Origin of the sequence: Brevibacterium sp. Mu109 (assembly GCF_900169375.1) — a bacterium.
GTDB classification, from domain to species: Bacteria; Actinomycetota; Actinomycetes; order Actinomycetales; family Brevibacteriaceae; genus Brevibacterium; species Brevibacterium yomogidense_A.
Genome location: NZ_FXZF01000011.1, coordinates 95,549 through 112,240, shown reverse-complemented (window position 1 = coordinate 112,240; position 16,692 = coordinate 95,549). Strand labels below are relative to the sequence as shown.

Below are 16,692 nucleotides of genomic sequence, written 5' to 3'. Positions count from 1 at the left end.
ACCCTGACCCGGATCTGCCGAGCCGCCGCCCGGATCTGTCGGCCACGAGCACCGCGACCGCAACCGCGACCCACCAGCTTTCATCAGACCGCATAGGAAAGAAGTCGTGCGACCTGATGAAAGCTGGTGGGTCGCGCGGGTGACGACGGTCGCGCCCCGCCGGGTCGCCGGAGTCGCGCCCCGCCGCCCCGTCAGAACTGCGGCCCGTCAGCGCTGCGGCTCAGTCCTTCTTGGTCGGGCGGAACAATGTCTCCTGCGCGATCGTCGCCAGATGCGCGCCATCTTCCGCGCCCAGCCGCCCTCGGTACAGCCCACGACCATGGGTCACGGCCTCGGGGTGCAGGTCCATGAGCACCCACCCGTTCATGTCGACGTTCCGGTGGAACCACACGGCGTGGTCGAGGCTCGCATCCGACGTGAAGTCATCCGTGTTGTACGCGCCCACACCGGACGAGATGTCCGACAGGTACGTCAGCGCGCACTGGTGCAGCAACTGTGATTCGCCCAGGTCCTCCGTGCAGCGCGCCCAGAAGCGCAGCGGGTAGTCCTTCGCGGCGTAGACCTGCTCCGTGGTCCGCGCTTCGAAGCCGAACATCCGCGGAAGCGTGGAATGCGTGCCCATCGGCGCCTCGGCGACCGGCAGCGGATCGCCGTACTCGGGGCTCTCCACCGGGTGGGCGAACGACGCGGACATGCTGAAGATGACCTTGCCCTCCTGCAGCGCAACGACGCGGCGTGCGGAGAACGACCGGCCGTCGCGGTCACGGAACACCTGGAGGACGGTGGGCTTGGCCGCGTTGCCCGGGCGCAGGAAGTAGCCGTGCAGGGAATGCGGCTTCCGCGCCGCCTCGACGGTGAGTCCCGCCGCCATGAGCGACTGCGCGGCGACCTGTCCGCCGTACAGGGCGTAGGGCTCTTCGAAGACGTAGCCGGCGCGATAGATGTTCGTGTCGATCTCTTCGAGCGACATCATCTCAGTGAACGACCCGTCCATCGGGGCGGCGTGGGAGAACTGGACTTCCGGCATGGAGCCTCCGATCAGCAGGTGAGGACACATGCGTGGCATGTGCAGGGCGTCACCTGATCCTAGGCGGACGCTTCCCGTGGGCGATCCCCCACCCCGATCCACCGTCGCTCAGCCACCCCACACGCTCATCCTCACACGCCCACCCCACACGCAGCCGGCCAGCAGTTAGACTGCTCGGACATGTGACATGGGGTGCCCCACCTCGCGCGCCGCACCTGCGGTGCACGGCGGGAAGGGCTGAGACCACACCCACCGAACCTGCTCTAGTCAGTACTAGCGAAGGGATCGTCATGACGACAGTCGACGTCGCCGCACACCTCCGTACGATGCGCGCCCAGGTGCCGCTCGTCCAATGCATCACCAACACCGTCGTGCAGCAGTTCAGTGCGAACGTGCTGCTGGCGGCCGGGGCCTCGCCCGCGATGCTGGACCACGAGGCGGACGCCGCCCAGTTCGCCCGCATCGCGAACGGCATCCTCGTGAACTTCGGCACCGCGACCAGCCACCAGCTGCTCGCCGCCGATGCCGCGACCGCAGCCGCCGCAGAATCGGACACGCCCTGGGTGCTGGACCCCGTGTCCTTCGGCGGTGTCGCCCACCGCACCCTGCACATCCGCCGCCTCGCCTGGTCCCATCCCACCTGCATCCGCGGCAACGCCTCGGAGATCTCGGCACTGGCTGGTGCGGGCGCCGGAGGACGGGGCATCGAATCCACGGACGAGGTCGACGCGATCCTCGACCACGCCGGTCGCCTCGCCACCGACACAGGCGCGATCATCGCCGCCTCCGGCCCGCGTGACGCGATCATCGACACCCACCCGGACGATTCGGGCCGCCTCCTCCTCGCCCGCGTGGCAGGCGGCTCCCACCTCATGCCGCTCGTCGTGGGCACCGGATGCTCGCTCGCGGCGCTCACTGCGGCCTACCTGGGTGCCGTCACACCGGAGCGGGCCCAGGACCGCTTCGCCGCCGTCGTGACCGCGCACGTCCACTTCGCAGCCGCGGGTGCGGTCGCCGCACGCACCGCCGAGGCCCCCGGCTCCTTCGCCGTCGCCTTCCTCGACGCCCTGCACACGGTGTCGGAGGACGACCTCGCCGCAGTCGACGTCACGGTCGAGACCGTGGAAAGGACACACTGATGACCAGCCCCACCCCCGTGCTGCCCGCGCGTCTGGCTCCGTACGACTGGAGCCTGTACCTCGTCACCGACACCGCGCAGTGCGCCGCTGCCGGCCGCACTGTCCCGCAGACCGCTGCCGAGGCCGTCGCCGGCGGAGTCGGGATCGTCCAGATCCGCGACAAGCACGCCTCCGACGCCGAGGTCGCCGCACTCACCCGCGACACCATCTCCGCGATCCGGGCCACCGGACGGTCGATCACTCCGGTGGATGTCTCCGGGTCTGACGCCGCACCCGGTCCAGGCGCCGCATCCGGATCGGGCAGCAGACCCGGCCCGGGCGTGACCCCCGCAGCATCGTCCGAACGTCCCGTCGCAGTCTTCGTCGACGACCGGCTCGAGGTCGTGAAGTCACTTCGCGCCGAGGGCCTCGACGTCCACGTCCACGTGGGCCAGACCGACGAACCGGTCGAGGACGTCCGCGCGGTCCTGGGCCCGGACCCTCTCGTCGGGCTGTCCGCCGGCAGCCCCGCCGAGTTCTCCGTCGCCGGCTCCCTGCGCGACGAGACGACGGGAGCCGCGCTCGTCGACCTCGTGGGCATCGGTCCGGTGCACGACACGACGACCAAGCAGGGCGCACCCGCGGGGATCGGCCCCGAGCGCACCGCCGCCCTGGCGTCCATCGCCGCAGAGATGGGACTGCCAGCCGTCGCGATCGGCGGGATCACCGCGGACCGCGCCCCCGCACTGCGCGACGCTCCGCTCCTGGGCATCTGCGTCGTGTCCGCGATCTGCACAGCCGAGGATCCCCGCGCTGCGGCGAACGCCATCCGCAGCTCCTACCTCGCCGCCTGACTGAGCGTCCTCGCTCCACCCGAAAGGCCTCTATGACCTCGCCTGTGCCAGCGTCAGTGCCCGTGCCTGCCCACTCCCGCCCGCCTGTCGCCCTGTCGATCGCGGGGACGGACCCCTCCGGAGGCGCCGGCATCCACGCGGACCTCAAGGCGTTCACCGCTCGCGCCGTCTACGGCACGACGGTCATCACCGCCCTCGTCGCCCAGAACACGCACGGCGTCAGCCGCGTCTACCCGATCGACACGGACTTCGTCGCCGATCAGTTCGACACCGTGCTCGAAGACATGCCGGTCGACGCGTCCAAGACGGGCATGCTGGGGTCCCGGGAGCTCGTCGAACTCGCTGTGGACCGTGCCTCACGGACCCGCGACGACGGGCGCTCCCACCTGGGCTTCCTCACCGTCGACCCGGTCATGGTCGCGACGTCGGGGCACCGCCTCCTCGAGAGCGACGCGGTGACCGCGGTGCGCGATCTGCTCACTCCGGTCGCCCAGCTCATCACACCCAACCTCCCGGAGGCCGCCCTGCTGCTGGGCGACGACGTCGCCGAGGCCACAGACGTCTCCCAGCAGCGTGCCCAGGCCATCGAGCTCGTCCGCCGAGGCTCCCGCGCCGTCCTCCTCAAGGGCGGCCACATGGACGGCGACCGGCTCGTCGACGTGCTCGCGGTCGCGGCGGCGACCGGGACCTCGGCGGCGGCAGCGGCCTCGGGAGAGTGGGTCCAGGACGGCGACGTCGTCCTCCGCGAGTTCCACCACCGGCGGATCGCGACCCCGCACACGCACGGGACCGGCTGCACGCTGTCGGCCGCGATCACCGCGGAGACGGCGGCGGCAGTGCATGCGGGCCGCGACATGTCGTCGCCGGACGCCATCGCCGAGGTCGTCGCCAGCGCACTCGCCTACCTCGCCCGCGCGATCGGGTCGGGGTCCGGGTGGCGGCTCGCGTACGACCCGGCCGATGCCCACGGACCGGTCGACCATCTGGTCGACCTCACGAGCCACGTGCGAGGACCGCACGGACAGGGACAGCAAGACCAAGGTCGGCACGGTCAAGGACAGGGAGAAGCATGATGCGGACGTATGAACAGGGTGAGCACAGCAGCGCGGTGTGGGCCGGGGTGTCGGGGACGCTGGAGAAGATCGAGGCGCTCGACTTCCTCGACCGACTGGCCGCGGGCGACCTGGACGCCCAGTCCTTCGTGAACTACATCCACCAGGACGGTCTCTACCTCAACGGATACGCGAAGGCGATGTCGCTGCTCGCGGCGAAGGCGCCCACCGCGGAGGAGGCCCGGTTCTGGAACCGGTCCGCCGCAGACGCCGTCGAGGCGGAGACGGTGATGCACGCGGACCTGCTGTCGGACGACCGGTTCGCGAAGGTCTCCGAGGAGATCGCCCCCGGCGGCGTCGCGGAGCCGTCGCCGACCACGCTGGGCTACGTCTCCTACCTCGTGGCGACCGCCGCGACCGAGCCCTACGAGGCGGGCGTCGCAGCCGTCCTCCCGTGCTTCTGGGTGTACGCCCACATGGGGAAGGTGCTCGTCGAGCGCGCCGGCGACCTCACCGCCAACCCGTACGCCGCGTGGGTGCAGGCGTACGACTCACCCGACTTCGACTCCGCCGTCGACGACGCGGTCACGCTCTACGAACGATGCGCAGCCGGGACGACGGAGGACGGCCGGGGGCGGATGGCCGACGCCTTCGCACAGGCGACGGTGTACGAACTGCACTTCTGGGCGACCTCGGCGGCCTTCCAGGACTGGAGCGTGTGACCAGGACTGGAGCGTGTGACGCACGGCTGCGAACCCGGGCGCACGCCCGGCGCGAGACCCGACGGCACGCCCGGGAACAGTCGCGGGCCGGGTGCTGTTGTCGGTGGTGAGAGCGCACGATGTCCGGGGTGCGCTCGACTGAGGAGGAGAAGACATGAGTGTTGAGCAGTTCCTGCCCGAAGAGGGTGCCGTCACGATGTTCACGACGTCGTGGTGCGGCTACTGCCGTCGGCTCAAGCCGCAGCTCGACCAGGTCGGGATCGACTACTCCGAGGTGAACATCGAGGACATCTCCAACGGTGCGGCCATCGTCGAAGAGGCGAACGGCGGCAACCAGACGGTCCCCACGCTGCTGTTCTCCGACGGGTCCACGCAGACGAACCCGTCGCAGGCGCAGGTGAAGGCGAAGCTCGAGGAGCTCTCCGCCGCAGGATGAGCAGCCTCACGCTCACTCAGGAGTTCCAGCACGCGCTGGAACTCCTGAGTGCTGGTCGCCACCTGTTCCTCACCGGGCGCGCGGGAACGGGGAAGTCGACGCTCATCCGGCACTTCGTGGACACGACGGACCGGAACGTCCTCTCCGTCGCACCCACCGGCATCGCCGCACTGAACGTCGACGGGTACACGATCCATCGGCTCTTCTCGTTCCCCATGGGGGTGAACGCGGAGACGGTGCGCAGCGGCCGGTACCACCCGGGCCGCTTCGCACAGGCGCTCGCCTCGCTGGACACCCTCATCATCGACGAGGCGTCCATGGTGCGCGCCGATCTCTTCGACGCGCTCGCCGCAGCTCTGGAACGGTTCGGCCCACAGCCGGGAGAGCCCTTCGGAGGCGTCCAGCTGGTGCTGGTCGGTGACCTCTATCAGCTGCCGCCTGTCGTGCACGATGACGAAGCGGCATACGTCGAAGAGCATTTCGGCACGCCGTACTTCTTCTCCGCGAAGTCCTTCGAACCCGATGCGTTCCCCTCGGTCGAGCTCACGACGGTCTTCCGACAGGTCGGTGACTCGCGCCTGGTGGACCTGCTGAATGCGGTGCGGGAGGGAACGCTGCTGGACGACGCCCGCGCGGAGCTGAATGCCCGCACGGACGCGGACTTCGAGCCGGCACTCGACGAGTTCTGGCTGACGCTCGCCACCACCAACCGCATCGTGCGCTCCAGGAATCGTCGGATGCTGGAGCGCCTCGACGCTCCGACCCAGACATTCCGCGCGGAGATCCGCGGAGACACGGACGGGTTCGAGCACCCCACCGACGACGATCTCGCGCTCGCCGTCGGAGCCCAGGTGATGCTGCTGAACAACGACCCGTCCGATCGCTGGGTGAACGGGTCGATCGGGAAGATCACCGCGATCAGCAGTGACGACGGCGAACCCGTCGTCCACGTGCATCTGCGCGACGACCGCACCGTCGACGTCCGTCCGCACACGTGGGAGATCACCCGCCCGGTCGTCAGCGGGGGCTCGCTGACTCACGAGGTCATCGGCACGTTCACCCAGCTTCCGATGAAGCTGGCGTGGGCGATCACGATCCACAAGAGCCAGGGCCAGACGCTGGACCGTGTCGTCGTGGACCTCACGGGCGGGACGTTCGCCAACGGTCAGCTCTATGTCGCGCTCTCCCGCTGCACGAGCCTCGAGGGACTGGTGCTCAGACGCGACGTCCTCCCACGGGATCTGAAGTCCGATCCCCGCATCCGGCGCTTCCTGGCGGGTTCCGGCGGTTCCGCGGCGTCCCTGGGGGACGTCTACCTGTCTGCGCTCACCGTCGGGAACGCGGGGGACCGCTACCGTCCACGGCCGGTGGAGATCGCGGCCGTCACCGATGACGGGGACGAGGCGACGACGGTCGTGAACCCCACGAGCGACCTCTACGCGGCCCGCACGGACTTCGGGATCACGACCCGCGACGTCCAGCTCGCGCCGCTCCTGTCGGAGGCCTGGTCGGCATTGTCGCCGCTGCTCGCCGGCCGCGTGCCGGTCGGAGTCCGGATCGACGAGTCGCTGGGCTGGATCGACTTCGAGCTGAAGCGGGTCGGCCGCGTCGAGCCCATGCCGCTGGGCGTCGAGCTGCCGCTCACCGAGACGACGGCGGCGGAGGCGGAGGGACTCCGCGCACCGACCGCGCTCGCCCGTGCCCGTGCGGCCCGCGACCTCGCCGCCCGAACAGGACTGCGGGGAGACGCTGCAGGCCACGGCGGCATGCCCTTCCCGACCCTCGCCCGAGGCCGCGGCTACCTCCTCGCCCGCACCTCCGGACCGGACGGTGCCCGAGGCCCGGAGGGATTCACCGTCGGCGGGAACCTGTCCGCCGAGGACGACCCGGCGCTCGTGCTGGCGCAGATGCTCGAGGACGCGTGGTCACGCGTGACGGATCGGGACGCGGAGATCGTCGTGCGGCTGCGCGACGTGGAGGAGCACTTCGGTGTGAGCATCCTGCCGGAGGGCTTCGAACTGGAGGAAGCGGCCGGGGCCGGTTCAGTGCTCCAGGCCGGAGTGCGGGTGTGCTTCACCGGAGAGGTCGTCTCTCCGACCCTGGGATCGCTGGATCGCGACCAGATGGAGGACCTCGCCCGAACCCGCGGTCTGATCCCCGTGCCGACCATGACGAAGACCAGGACGGATGTGCTCGTCGTCGCGGAGCGCGGTACCCAATCGGGCAAGGCCAAGAAGGCCGCCGGGTGGGGAAAGCCGGTCCTCCACGCGGACGAGTTCCTCACGTGGGCGCATGGATGAGAGCCGGCCGCGACCATTCGCCGCCTGCGTGCCCCGGACGCCGCTGCAGGAACCGGCCACGCGAGCACGGAAGCGGCGAACGGGCCCACCGGTCTGCGTGACAGGTCCCTGAGGATCGGCTCTGCGCCCAGCCGGTAGGCTGGGAGGGTGAGCCAAGAGATTGAGATCGGTCGCGGGAAGCGGGGTCGTCGCGCCTACGGGCTGGACGACATCGCCGTGGTCCCGGCCCGTCGTACCCGTGACCCCCAGGACGTCGACCTGTCGTGGCAGATCGACGCCTATCGCTTCGAGCTGCCGTTCATCGCGGCGCCGATGGACTCCGTGATGTCGCCGGCGACGGCGATCGCGCTGGGGAAGCTCGGCGGCCTGGGCGTCCTCGACCTCGAGGGACTGTGGACCCGCTACGAGGATCCGCAGCCCCAGCTCGACGAGATCTCCCGACTGGACCGCGCCTCGGCCACGGCCCGCATGCAGGAGATCTACTCGGAGCCGATCAAGCCGGAGCTCATCACCGCGCGCATCGAGGAGATCCGCGACGCGGGCGTCACCGTCGCCGCGGCGCTGTCCCCGGCCCGCACGCTCGAGCACTGGAACACCGTCGTCGAAGCCGGTGTGGAGCTGTTCGTCATCCGCGGCACGACCGTGTCCGCGGAGCACGTCTCCAGCGGTGACGACACCCTGAACCTCAAGCAGTTCATCTACGAACTCGACGTCCCCGTCATCGTCGGCGGGGCCGCCACCTACACGACGGCGCTGCACCTCATGCGCACCGGCGCCGCTGGCGTGCTCGTCGGATTCGGCGGCGGCGCGTCCTCCACCACGCACCGCACCCTGGGGATCCGCGTGCCGATGGCCACCGCCATCGCGGACATCCACGCCGCACGCCGTGACTACATGGACGAGTCCGGCGGCCGCTACGTGCACGTGATCGCCGACGGCGGACTGGGCCACTCCGGCGACATCGTCAAGGCCTTCGCGATGGGGGCCGACGCCGTCATGCTGGGCACCGCCCTGGCCCGTGCGGACGAGGCCCCCGGCCGCGGCTCGCACTGGGGCGCAGAAGCGCACCACGCGCAGATGCCGCGCGGGCACAAGGTCGAGCTCGGCACGGTCGGCCCGTTGGAGCAGGTGCTCCAGGGTCCCGGCCACACCGCGATCGGCGAGGTGAACATCGCGGGTGCACTGCGCCGTGCGATGGCCACCTCCGGCTACCTGGACCTCAAGGAGTTCCAGCGCGTCGACGTCGTCGTGTCCCCGGAAGCCGATAAGCGGAAGCTCTCCTGAGTGCTCCGACTCGCGCTGACACCGCGATGGCTGTCATTCCTCGCGCTGGTGCTCGTCCTGGCGAGCATCTTCGTCGGCCTGTCCATGTGGCAGGTCGACCGCGCTCAGCATAAGAACGACGTCCTCACCGCGCAGGACGTCGACACGATGCGGCCGTTCAACGACGTGCTCGACGCGCAGGTGCCCATGCCCCAGCGCCTGGTCGACCAGCGCGTGAGCCTGTCCGGCCGCTACCTCCCCGATGCCGAGGTGCTGGTCACCGACCGCATCCACGAGGGGGACTCCGGATTCTGGGTCGTGACGATGTTCGAGGTCGCGGGCGCCCAGCTGGGTGAGGAGGCCCAGTTGAGCAGCCCCGATACGGCCACCGCCAAGCCCATCGCGATCCCGGTGATCCGCGGCTGGGTGGCCGATGCGGCCTCGGCGGCGGACCATCCCGCACCCGCGGGAGACATCGACATGGAAGCCCGGCTGGGTCCCGTCGAGGGGCCGCTGCAGGCCTCCGACCTGCCGGACGGGCAGGTGCGCAGCGTGTCGACGTCGCAGCTGATCAACATGTTCGACGTCCACACCTACTCCGGCGTCCTCTTCCCGGAGCACGCCTCCATGACCGGCGCCGGTGACGGCATGCCGCACGTCGACCTCGAGGCCGAGGAGGACGGCAAGGGCGTCGACTGGCAGTCTGCGATCTACGCGCTCGAATGGATCTTCTTCGCAGGGTTCGCCTTCTACATCTGGTTCCAGCTGCTGCGCGACGCTCACCGCGCACAGCAGCAGGAGGAGTTCGGCGGGCCCACCGAATACGTCATCGTCAAGCAGGCCGGCGAGAAGGACCTGCAGTCGAGGGGCTCGCAGACCGGCGACACGCAGACCAGCGACACGCAGTCCGGACGCACGGACACCAGACGCACGGACGCCGGCGACACGGACACCAGCAGCACCCGGAACACGCACGCAGGAGGAACACCGCAGTGACGCAGAACCCCGATGCCGCGCCACAGTTCGACCCGGACGAGGTGTGGACGGTCAAGCAGTTCACGTCCGCACGGAACGCCGTGCGGTTCTACCGCGTGATGGCGCTCATCACCGGCACGATGCTCATGATCCTCACCGTGGAGATGCTCTACAAGTACATCTACGTGCCGTTGGTGCTGGGCGGCTCTCCCGCTGAGGCGCTGAACTTCGGCGGCTTCGACCTCGCCGCGGCGATCGCGATCAGCCACGGCTGGTGCTACGTCGTCTACCTCATCGCGTGCTTCTGGCTGAACTCGTCGATGCGGTGGAAGCTGGGTCGCCTGCTGATCCTCGCACTCGCGGGCGTCGTGCCCGTCATGTCGTTCATCCTGGAGCGCCGCATCCACCGCCAGGTCGAAGCGGAGCTCGATGCGGCGGTCGTAGTCGCACCCAAGGAGTGACGGTGCACGCTGAGGTGCCTGTGCAGGAGCGCTTCGACCCGTACGAGAGGCAGAGCGTCCGGCGGACCTTCGGTCGCATCGGCTGGCTCAAGACGGAGGTGCTGGGCGGCCTCGTCGTCGCACTGGCGCTGATCCCGGAGGCCATCGCGTTCTCCATCATCGCGGGCGTGGACCCGCGGGTGGGTCTCTTCGCGGCCTTCACCATGGCGGTCACCACCGCGATCCTGGGCGGGCGACCCGCGATGATCTCTGCGGCGACCGGTGCCGTCGCCCTCGTCATCGCACCGCTCATGGACTCGCACGGACTCGACCACCTCATCGCGGCCGTGATCCTGGCCGGTGTCTTCCAGGTGCTGCTCGCGCTCGTGGGCGCCGCGCGGCTCATGCGGTTCATCCCGCGTCAGGTGATGGTCGGCTTCGTCAATGCGCTGGCGATCCTCATCTTCATCGCCCAGGTGCCCGAGCTCATCGGCGTGCCCTGGCTCGTCTACCCGCTGGTCGTCGCGAGCCTCCTCATCGTCTTCCTCCTGCCGAAGGTCACGACGGCAGTCCCCGCGCCGCTAGTCGCGATCGTCGTCGTCACCCTGCTGGTCGTCCTGAGCGGGTGGAGCGTGCCGACCGTGGGGGACAAGGGCGAGCTGCCGGAGTCCCTGCCCATGCTGTTCTTCCCCGATGTCCCGCTCACGTGGGAGACATTCCAGGTGATCGCTCCGTACGCTCTGGCGATGGCGGTCGTCGGTCTGCTGGAATCGCTCATGACCGCGAAGCTCGTCGATGACATCACGGACACCCGCTCCCACAAGACGAGGGAGTCGTGGGCGCAGGGCGTCGCGAACATCGTCACCGGCTTCTTCGGCGGCATGGGCGGCTGCGCGATGATCGGCCAGACGATGATCAACGTGAAGGCATCCGGTGCGCGGACGCGGATCTCCACGTTCCTGGCGGGCGTCTTCCTGCTCATCCTCGTCGTCGTGCTGGGCGACATCGTGGGACTCATCCCGATGGCCGCCCTCGTTGCGATCATGATCTTCGTCTCCTGGGCGACGTTCGACTGGCACTCGATCAGTCCGGCGACGCTCAGGCGCATGCCGAAGTCGGAGACGACCGTCATGCTCGTCACCGTCGTCGCGACGGTGTGGACGAACAACCTCGCGATCGGTGTGGTCCTGGGCGTGCTCGTCGCGATGGTGGCCTTCGCCAATCGCGTCGCCCACTTCGTCACGGTGGACCGGGAGGTCGTCCCCGCGGCCGATGGCTCACATGACGCCGCAGTCGCCCGCTACACCGTGGAAGGCGAGCTCTTCTTCGCCTCGTCCAACGACCTCTACACGCTGTTCCACTACGCGGAGGACCCCAGCCGCGTCATCATCGACATGCGCGCCTCCCACGTGTGGGACGCCTCGACGGTGGCCGCGATCGATTCCGTGACGGAGAAGTACGAGTCCTACGGCACCGTCGTCGAGGTCCACGGCCTCAACGAGGCCAGCCGCCGCATGCGGGAGCGCCTCTCCGGCACACTGGGTGACTGAGACGGGAACTGAAGGAGTGCACATGGGCGAGTACGACCACCTGCGGCTGATCGACGGTGCCGGTGCGGCGATGCCGCCGTACGAGCAGATCCGCCGCGGCATCATCGACGCCGTCGCGACGGGCGAACTGCTCGCGGGCGACAGGCTCCCGGCGATCCGGGCGCACGCCACGGACCAGGGGCTCGCCGTGAACACGGTCGCCCGCGCCTACCGCGAACTCGAGGAGGCCGGGATCGTCACCACCCGCCGGGGTGCCGGCACCCGCATCAGCGAGGGGATCGATCCAGCGGATCTGCCGACGGCCTCGGGCCTGGATCCGGCTGTGGAGACCTACGCCGCCGAGGTCGTCGCCACCGCCCGTGAACGCGGACTGCCGCTCGACCAGCTGGTCGTCGCGGTGCGCGACGCTGTGGCCGGCTGACGAGCGCGCGTGAACGGCACGGTGGCGGGGGACGTAGGATGGCACGCATGAGTGAGTCCCCCTCCGCTGCGGGTATCCCGCACCCGCAATCACGCCCGGTCCTCGTCGTCGACTTCGGCGCCCAGTACGCCCAGCTCATCGCTCGCCGTGTGCGGGAGGCGGGCCTCTTCTCCGAGGTCATCCCGCACACCGCCACGGCAGAGGAGTTCGCCACGAAGGATCCCCGGGCCATCGTGCTCTCCGGCGGGCCGTCCTCCGTGAATGAAGAGGGAGCACCGGCGCTGTCGGCGGGTGTCCTCGATCTGGATGTGCCGGTCTTCGGCATCTGCTACGGCTTCCAGACGCTCGCCCGCGCATTCGGCGGGACCGTCTCGAAGACCGGCAAGCGGGAGTACGGCTCGACCGTCGCGACGGTCGCCGCGGACGGCGGCGCGCTGCTCGACGGGGTGAGCGGTGAGCAGAAGGTGTGGATGTCCCACGCGGACTCCGTGACGGAGGCCCCCGAGGGCTTCTCCGTCCTCGCATCGACCGCCTCGACCCCCATCGCCGCGTTCGAGGACCGCGCACGGAAGTGCGCAGGCGTCCAGTGGCACCCGGAGGTCCTCCACTCGGAGAACGGCCAGAAGGTGCTCGAGAACTTCCTCTTCGAGGTGGCGGGCCTGGAGGCGGACTGGACGGACCAGTCGATCATCGAGGACCAGGTCGCACGGATCCGCGCGCAGGTGGGCGACAAGAAGCTGATCTGCGGCCTGTCCGGCGGCGTCGATTCCGCCGTCGCGGCGGCGCTCGTGCACCGGGCTGTGGGGGACCAGCTCACGTGCGTGTTCGTCGACCACGGACTGCTGCGCGAGGGCGAGCGGAAGCAGGTCGAGGAGGACTTCGTCGCCTCGACCGGCGTGCGCCTGGTGACGGTCGACGCGGTCGACACGTTCCTGGGCGAGCTCGACGGCGTGACGGATCCTGAGGCCAAGCGGAAGATCATCGGCCGCGAGTTCATCCGCTCGTTCGAGCAGACTGCGGCGGATCTCGTCGCAGAGTCCCGTGAGGGCGCAGGTGGGGACATCGAGTTCCTCGTCCAGGGCACCCTGTACCCGGACGTCGTCGAATCCGGCGGCGGGGCCGGCACCGCGAACATCAAGAGCCACCACAACGTGGGCGGACTCCCGGAGGACCTGCAGTTCCAGCTCGTCGAGCCGCTGCGGGAGCTCTTCAAGGACGAGGTCCGAGCGATCGGCCGCGCCCTGGGCCTGCCCGAGATCATCGTCGGACGCCAGCCGTTCCCCGGCCCCGGCCTCGGCATCCGCATCGTCGGTGCGGTCTCCGCGGAGCGCCTCGCGATCCTCCGCCGCGCGGACGCGATCGCCCGCGAAGAGCTCACGAAGGCGGGCCTCGACGACGAGATCTGGCAGTGCCCGGTCGTGCTGCTCGCGGACGTCCGCTCCGTGGGCGTCCAGGGCGACGGCCGCACGTACGGCCACCCGATCGTGCTGCGCCCGGTCAGCAGCGAGGATGCGATGACGGCGGATTGGACGCGGGTGCCGTTCGACGTGCTCGCGCAGATCTCCAACCGCATCACGAACGAGGTCGACGAGGTCAACCGCGTCGTGCTCGACGTGACGTCGAAGCCCCCGGGCACCATCGAGTGGGAGTGAGCGGGCGAGTCGCGCTGGCAGCGTGACTCGCCCTTTCGCGGCGTGAGCAGTCGGCTCGCGGAGTGGGGCAGTCCGCAGGAACGATGAAGGAGGCCTCCATGGATCTCGACGATCTCCTGGAAGCGCTGAATGCCGGTCAGACCATCACGGGGGACTCCCCGCTGCACGAGGTCATGCACCGCACCAGTCAGGATGCGCTGCGCATCACCGGCGAGCTGAATGGCGGGTATCACGAGCCTGCACAGGTGCGTGAGCTGCTGGCCTCACTCATCGGTGGGCCCGTCGATGAGACCGTCACCGTCTTCCCTCCGCTGCACTCCGACTTCGGGAAGAACATCGCGCTCGGGAAGCGCGTCTTCATCAACTCGGGCTGCCGGTTCCAGGACCAGGGCGGAGTGACGATCGGCGACGACTGCCTGATCGGGCACAACACGGTGCTGGCGACGCTCAACCATGATCTCGACCCCGCGCGGCGCGCAGACATGCACCCGGCTCCGATCGTCATCGGTCGCAACGTGTGGATCGGGGCCAACGTGACTGTCCTGCCGGGAGTGACGATCGGGGACGACGCAGTCGTGGCGGCCGCGTCCGTGGTGACGAAGGACGTCCCGAAGGGCACTGTCGTGGTGGGTTCCCCGGCGCGCGTGGTGCGCACGGTGACGGACTGATCCCAAGCGCAGCCGTCCGCCTCGCCTCCTGAACGGTGTTCAGGTACTGTGTGCCCCATGCCCTGAACGCCGTTCAGGAGTACGGTGTCGCACAGACGAAGGAGTTCCCATGTCACACGCAGCGACCGCAGACCGCGGAGCGGTGTCGCAGTCCGAGGTCTCGGCCTCCCGCAGTCGATGGGGCGCCGGCGATCTGGCGTTCATCGCGGTCTTCGCGGCTCTGCTCGCGGTGTTCGCCGCGATGCCCGCGATCCCCGTAGGCGGAGCGGGTGTACCGATCACCCTCCAGACACTCGCCATCGCGCTGTGCGGCATGGTCCTGGGGCCCGCGCGCGGCTTCCTCGCCACCGCGCTCTATGTGGCGCTGGGGCTCATCGGCCTGCCGATCTTCTCGAACTTCTCCGGCGGCCTCGGTGTGCTTGCGGGACCGTCCGCCGGATACATCGCGGGCTTCGCGCTCTACGCGCTGGTGGTCGGTGCGATCGCCGGCTGGGCCGTCAAGCGCCTGCGCGGCTGGAAGCTGTGGCTGGCCCTCTTCGCAGGCGGGCTGATCGCGAGCTTCCTCACCGTCCACCCGCTGGGCATCACGGGCATGTCCCTCAACCTGGGCCTCACCCTGCAGCAGGCGTTCGTCGCGGACATGGCCTTCTGGCCCGGGGACGTGCTGAAGAACGCCGGCGCAGCAGCCCTGGCCGTCGTCGTCCACCGCGCCTTCCCCGCCGTGCTGATCCGGCGATGACTGATTCTCCGATGGCTGACCCCGCGATCGTCTTCGATAACGCCGGCGTCCACGTACTCGACCCGGCTGCCGATCGCCGTCCGGATGAGGCGACGAGCCGCACGATCCTCTCGGACGTCTCGTGCACCCTCACGGAGCCGACGGTGACCGTCATCGGGGCCAACGGATCCGGCAAGTCGACCCTGCTCCAGCTCATCAACGGGCTCATCCCGGTCGACGAGGGGCGGGTCATGGTCGACGGGCTCGACGTCGCAGACCGCGGACGTGAGGTCCGGCGGCGCGTGGGATTCGTCTTCACGGATCCGGCCGCTCAGCTCGTCATGCCCACCCCGCTCGAGGACGTCGAGCTCTCCCTCAAGCACCTCGTCCGTGACAAGCGCGAGCGCCGCACCCGCGCACTCGCAGTCCTCGACGAGCTGGGCGTCGCGGATCTGGCGGAGCGCAGCGTGTACGAGCTGTCGGGCGGGCAGCGGCAGCTCGTGGCCCTGGCGACCGTCCTCGCCGTCGACCCCGCAGTGCTGGTGCTCGACGAGCCCACGACCCTGCTCGACCTCGCGAATCGGGAGAAGCTGCGCGGCGTGCTCGCCGACCTCGTCTCCCGTCGCGGAGTCCGCACCATCCTCTCCACCCACGACCTCGAGGTCGCCCAGGACGCCGAGCGCACCCTCCTCATCCACCATGGTCGCCTGCATGCGGACGGCGCCCCCGCCGAGGTCGTCGCCGCCTACCGCGCGGTCGTCGCCGAGGAATCCCGCGCCGTGGAGTCCGGCGCGCCTCGGGCCCGTGAGTGACGGCCCGCGCATGAGAGCCCGCATAGCGAGAGAACGAATAGTGAGAGCCCGCACAGTGAGAGCACGCGCATGAGGGCCCGCCAGCGCTTCCTCGGGCGCCGGGTCCCCGGTGACTCGTGGCTGCACCGATCGCCCGCGTGGACGAAGCTCGCAGGCGTCGCCGCCCTGAGCGTCGTCGTGCTGGCGACGCGTGACGCCCAGGTCAACGTGGGCCTCCTCGTGCTCATCGTCGCCGTGGCGGTCAGCGCCCGTCTGCCGCTGCGTGAACTCGTCGCTCCCGTCCTGCGGATCGGCCTGATCATCGTGGCCGTCTTCGCCGCGCATCTCTGGCTCACGGACTGGGCCACTGGCCTGCGGCTCTCCTCGACCATCGTCGTGTGCATCATGGCCGCCGCTCTGCTCATGCTCACGACGACGGTGGGCGAGCTGATCGCGGTGTTCGAGGTCCTCGCGTGGCCGCTGCGGTTCGTCGGCCTGCGACCGGCGACCGTCGGCCTGGCCGCAGGGCTGGTGGTCCGCAGCCTCCCCGTCATCGCCGACCTCGCGCGGGTCGCCGGAGACTCCGCCCGCGCCCGAGGTCTCGAGGGCTCCCTGCGCGCCCGCACCATCCCGCTGGTGCTGGGCACGGTGAAGTACGCGCAGGACACCGGGCGCGCCCTCGAAGCGCGCGGCCTCGAGTGAGAT

At 69.7% G+C, this 16,692-nt stretch carries 17 protein-coding genes and 1 riboswitch; of the genes, 16 read left to right on the top strand and 1 reads right to left on the bottom strand.

Annotated elements, in window-relative coordinates; all coding sequences use genetic code 11:
- Positions 1-220 precede the first annotated feature (220 nt).
- The gene (locus BSP109_RS08635; protein ID WP_101600067.1) at positions 221-1,027 is read right to left on the bottom strand and encodes an acyl-CoA thioesterase II; all 807 of its coding nucleotides are present in this window, start codon (positions 1,025-1,027) and stop codon (positions 221-223) included.
- Positions 1,028-1,205: 178 nt separating this feature from the next.
- A riboswitch (TPP riboswitch) is annotated at positions 1,206-1,330 on the top strand.
- On the opposite strand from BSP109_RS08635, the gene thiM reads away from it, so the two are divergent.
- From thiM to BSP109_RS08555, 16 genes are all read left to right on the top strand, one after another.
- Complete coding sequence (thiM, locus tag BSP109_RS08630; protein ID WP_101600048.1) at positions 1,318-2,166, top strand: hydroxyethylthiazole kinase; 849 nt, start codon at positions 1,318-1,320, stop codon at positions 2,164-2,166. Its footprint overlaps the riboswitch before it by 13 nt.
- Positions 2,166-2,999, top strand: coding sequence for a thiamine phosphate synthase (locus BSP109_RS08625; protein ID WP_180959662.1), 834 nt, complete (start codon positions 2,166-2,168; stop codon positions 2,997-2,999). The genes thiM and BSP109_RS08625 overlap by 1 nt, the downstream gene beginning before the upstream one ends.
- A 32-nt stretch (positions 3,000-3,031) precedes the next feature.
- Positions 3,032-4,072 carry a bifunctional hydroxymethylpyrimidine kinase/phosphomethylpyrimidine kinase gene (gene thiD / locus BSP109_RS08620; protein WP_101600047.1) on the top strand — a complete coding sequence of 347 codons (1,041 nt, stop codon included), beginning with the start codon at positions 3,032-3,034 and terminating at the stop codon, positions 4,070-4,072.
- Positions 4,069-4,773: a TenA family protein gene (locus tag BSP109_RS08615; protein WP_101600046.1), complete on the top strand. Its 705-nt coding sequence runs from the start codon at positions 4,069-4,071 to the stop codon at positions 4,771-4,773. Before thiD ends, BSP109_RS08615 begins: the two co-directional genes overlap by 4 nt.
- A 154-nt stretch (positions 4,774-4,927) precedes the next feature.
- The gene (locus BSP109_RS08610; protein ID WP_087005296.1) at positions 4,928-5,209 is read left to right on the top strand and encodes a mycoredoxin; all 282 of its coding nucleotides are present in this window, start codon (positions 4,928-4,930) and stop codon (positions 5,207-5,209) included.
- On the top strand, positions 5,206-7,509 hold the full coding sequence (locus BSP109_RS08605; protein WP_101600045.1) for an AAA family ATPase: 2,304 nt from the start codon (positions 5,206-5,208) through the stop codon (positions 7,507-7,509). Before BSP109_RS08610 ends, BSP109_RS08605 begins: the two co-directional genes overlap by 4 nt.
- Before the next feature lie 147 nt (positions 7,510-7,656).
- Positions 7,657-8,793, top strand: coding sequence for a GuaB3 family IMP dehydrogenase-related protein (locus BSP109_RS08600; RefSeq protein ID WP_087005290.1), 1,137 nt, complete (start codon positions 7,657-7,659; stop codon positions 8,791-8,793).
- Positions 8,794-9,768 (top strand): SURF1 family protein, encoded by a 975-nt coding sequence (locus BSP109_RS08595; protein WP_101600044.1) that lies wholly within the window; start codon positions 8,794-8,796, stop codon positions 9,766-9,768. It begins immediately after the preceding gene.
- On the top strand, positions 9,765-10,208 hold the full coding sequence (locus tag BSP109_RS08590) for a DUF3817 domain-containing protein (protein ID WP_101600043.1): 444 nt from the start codon (positions 9,765-9,767) through the stop codon (positions 10,206-10,208). Before BSP109_RS08595 ends, BSP109_RS08590 begins: the two co-directional genes overlap by 4 nt.
- Before the next feature lie 2 nt (positions 10,209-10,210).
- Positions 10,211-11,737 (top strand): SulP family inorganic anion transporter, encoded by a 1,527-nt coding sequence (locus BSP109_RS08585; RefSeq protein ID WP_101600042.1) that lies wholly within the window; start codon positions 10,211-10,213, stop codon positions 11,735-11,737.
- Between the two features lie 22 nt (positions 11,738-11,759).
- Positions 11,760-12,158, top strand: a complete 399-nt coding sequence (locus BSP109_RS08580; RefSeq protein WP_180959661.1) for a GntR family transcriptional regulator — start codon at positions 11,760-11,762, stop codon at positions 12,156-12,158.
- A gap of 47 nt (positions 12,159-12,205) precedes the next feature.
- A complete protein-coding gene (gene guaA, locus BSP109_RS08575) occupies positions 12,206-13,810 on the top strand; it encodes a glutamine-hydrolyzing GMP synthase (protein ID WP_101600041.1) in 1,605 nt (534 codons plus the stop codon).
- A 98-nt stretch (positions 13,811-13,908) separates the two neighbouring features.
- Complete coding sequence (locus BSP109_RS08570; protein WP_087005276.1) at positions 13,909-14,478, top strand: DapH/DapD/GlmU-related protein; 570 nt, start codon at positions 13,909-13,911, stop codon at positions 14,476-14,478.
- Between the two features lie 109 nt (positions 14,479-14,587).
- Positions 14,588-15,217 (top strand): biotin transporter BioY, encoded by a 630-nt coding sequence (locus tag BSP109_RS08565; protein ID WP_087005273.1) that lies wholly within the window; start codon positions 14,588-14,590, stop codon positions 15,215-15,217.
- Positions 15,214-16,008, top strand: a complete 795-nt coding sequence (locus BSP109_RS08560; protein ID WP_257944611.1) for an energy-coupling factor ABC transporter ATP-binding protein — start codon at positions 15,214-15,216, stop codon at positions 16,006-16,008. Before BSP109_RS08565 ends, BSP109_RS08560 begins: the two co-directional genes overlap by 4 nt.
- 69 nt (positions 16,009-16,077) lie before the next feature.
- Positions 16,078-16,689, top strand: coding sequence for an energy-coupling factor transporter transmembrane protein EcfT (locus BSP109_RS08555; RefSeq protein WP_087005267.1), 612 nt, complete (start codon positions 16,078-16,080; stop codon positions 16,687-16,689).
- The last annotated feature ends 3 nt before the right edge of the window (positions 16,690-16,692 follow it).

Bases quoted from the DNA above. Each gene is read 5' to 3' on its own strand.
- BSP109_RS08635 (WP_101600067.1), bottom strand. From the start codon at position 1,027: ATGCCGGAAGTCCAGTTCTCCCACGCCGCCCCGATGGACGGGTCGTTC.
- thiM (WP_101600048.1), top strand. From the start codon at position 1,318: ATGACGACAGTCGACGTCGCCGCACACCTCCGTACGATGCGCGCCCAG.
- BSP109_RS08625 (WP_180959662.1), top strand. From the start codon at position 2,166: ATGACCAGCCCCACCCCCGTGCTGCCCGCGCGTCTGGCTCCGTACGAC.
- thiD (WP_101600047.1), top strand. From the start codon at position 3,032: ATGACCTCGCCTGTGCCAGCGTCAGTGCCCGTGCCTGCCCACTCCCGC.
- BSP109_RS08615 (WP_101600046.1), top strand. From the start codon at position 4,069: ATGATGCGGACGTATGAACAGGGTGAGCACAGCAGCGCGGTGTGGGCC.
- BSP109_RS08610 (WP_087005296.1), top strand. From the start codon at position 4,928: ATGAGTGTTGAGCAGTTCCTGCCCGAAGAGGGTGCCGTCACGATGTTC.
- BSP109_RS08605 (WP_101600045.1), top strand. From the start codon at position 5,206: ATGAGCAGCCTCACGCTCACTCAGGAGTTCCAGCACGCGCTGGAACTC.
- BSP109_RS08580 (WP_180959661.1), top strand. From the start codon at position 11,760: ATGGGCGAGTACGACCACCTGCGGCTGATCGACGGTGCCGGTGCGGCG.
- guaA (WP_101600041.1), top strand. From the start codon at position 12,206: ATGAGTGAGTCCCCCTCCGCTGCGGGTATCCCGCACCCGCAATCACGC.
- BSP109_RS08570 (WP_087005276.1), top strand. From the start codon at position 13,909: ATGGATCTCGACGATCTCCTGGAAGCGCTGAATGCCGGTCAGACCATC.
- BSP109_RS08565 (WP_087005273.1), top strand. From the start codon at position 14,588: ATGTCACACGCAGCGACCGCAGACCGCGGAGCGGTGTCGCAGTCCGAG.
- BSP109_RS08560 (WP_257944611.1), top strand. From the start codon at position 15,214: ATGACTGATTCTCCGATGGCTGACCCCGCGATCGTCTTCGATAACGCC.
- BSP109_RS08555 (WP_087005267.1), top strand. From the start codon at position 16,078: ATGAGGGCCCGCCAGCGCTTCCTCGGGCGCCGGGTCCCCGGTGACTCG.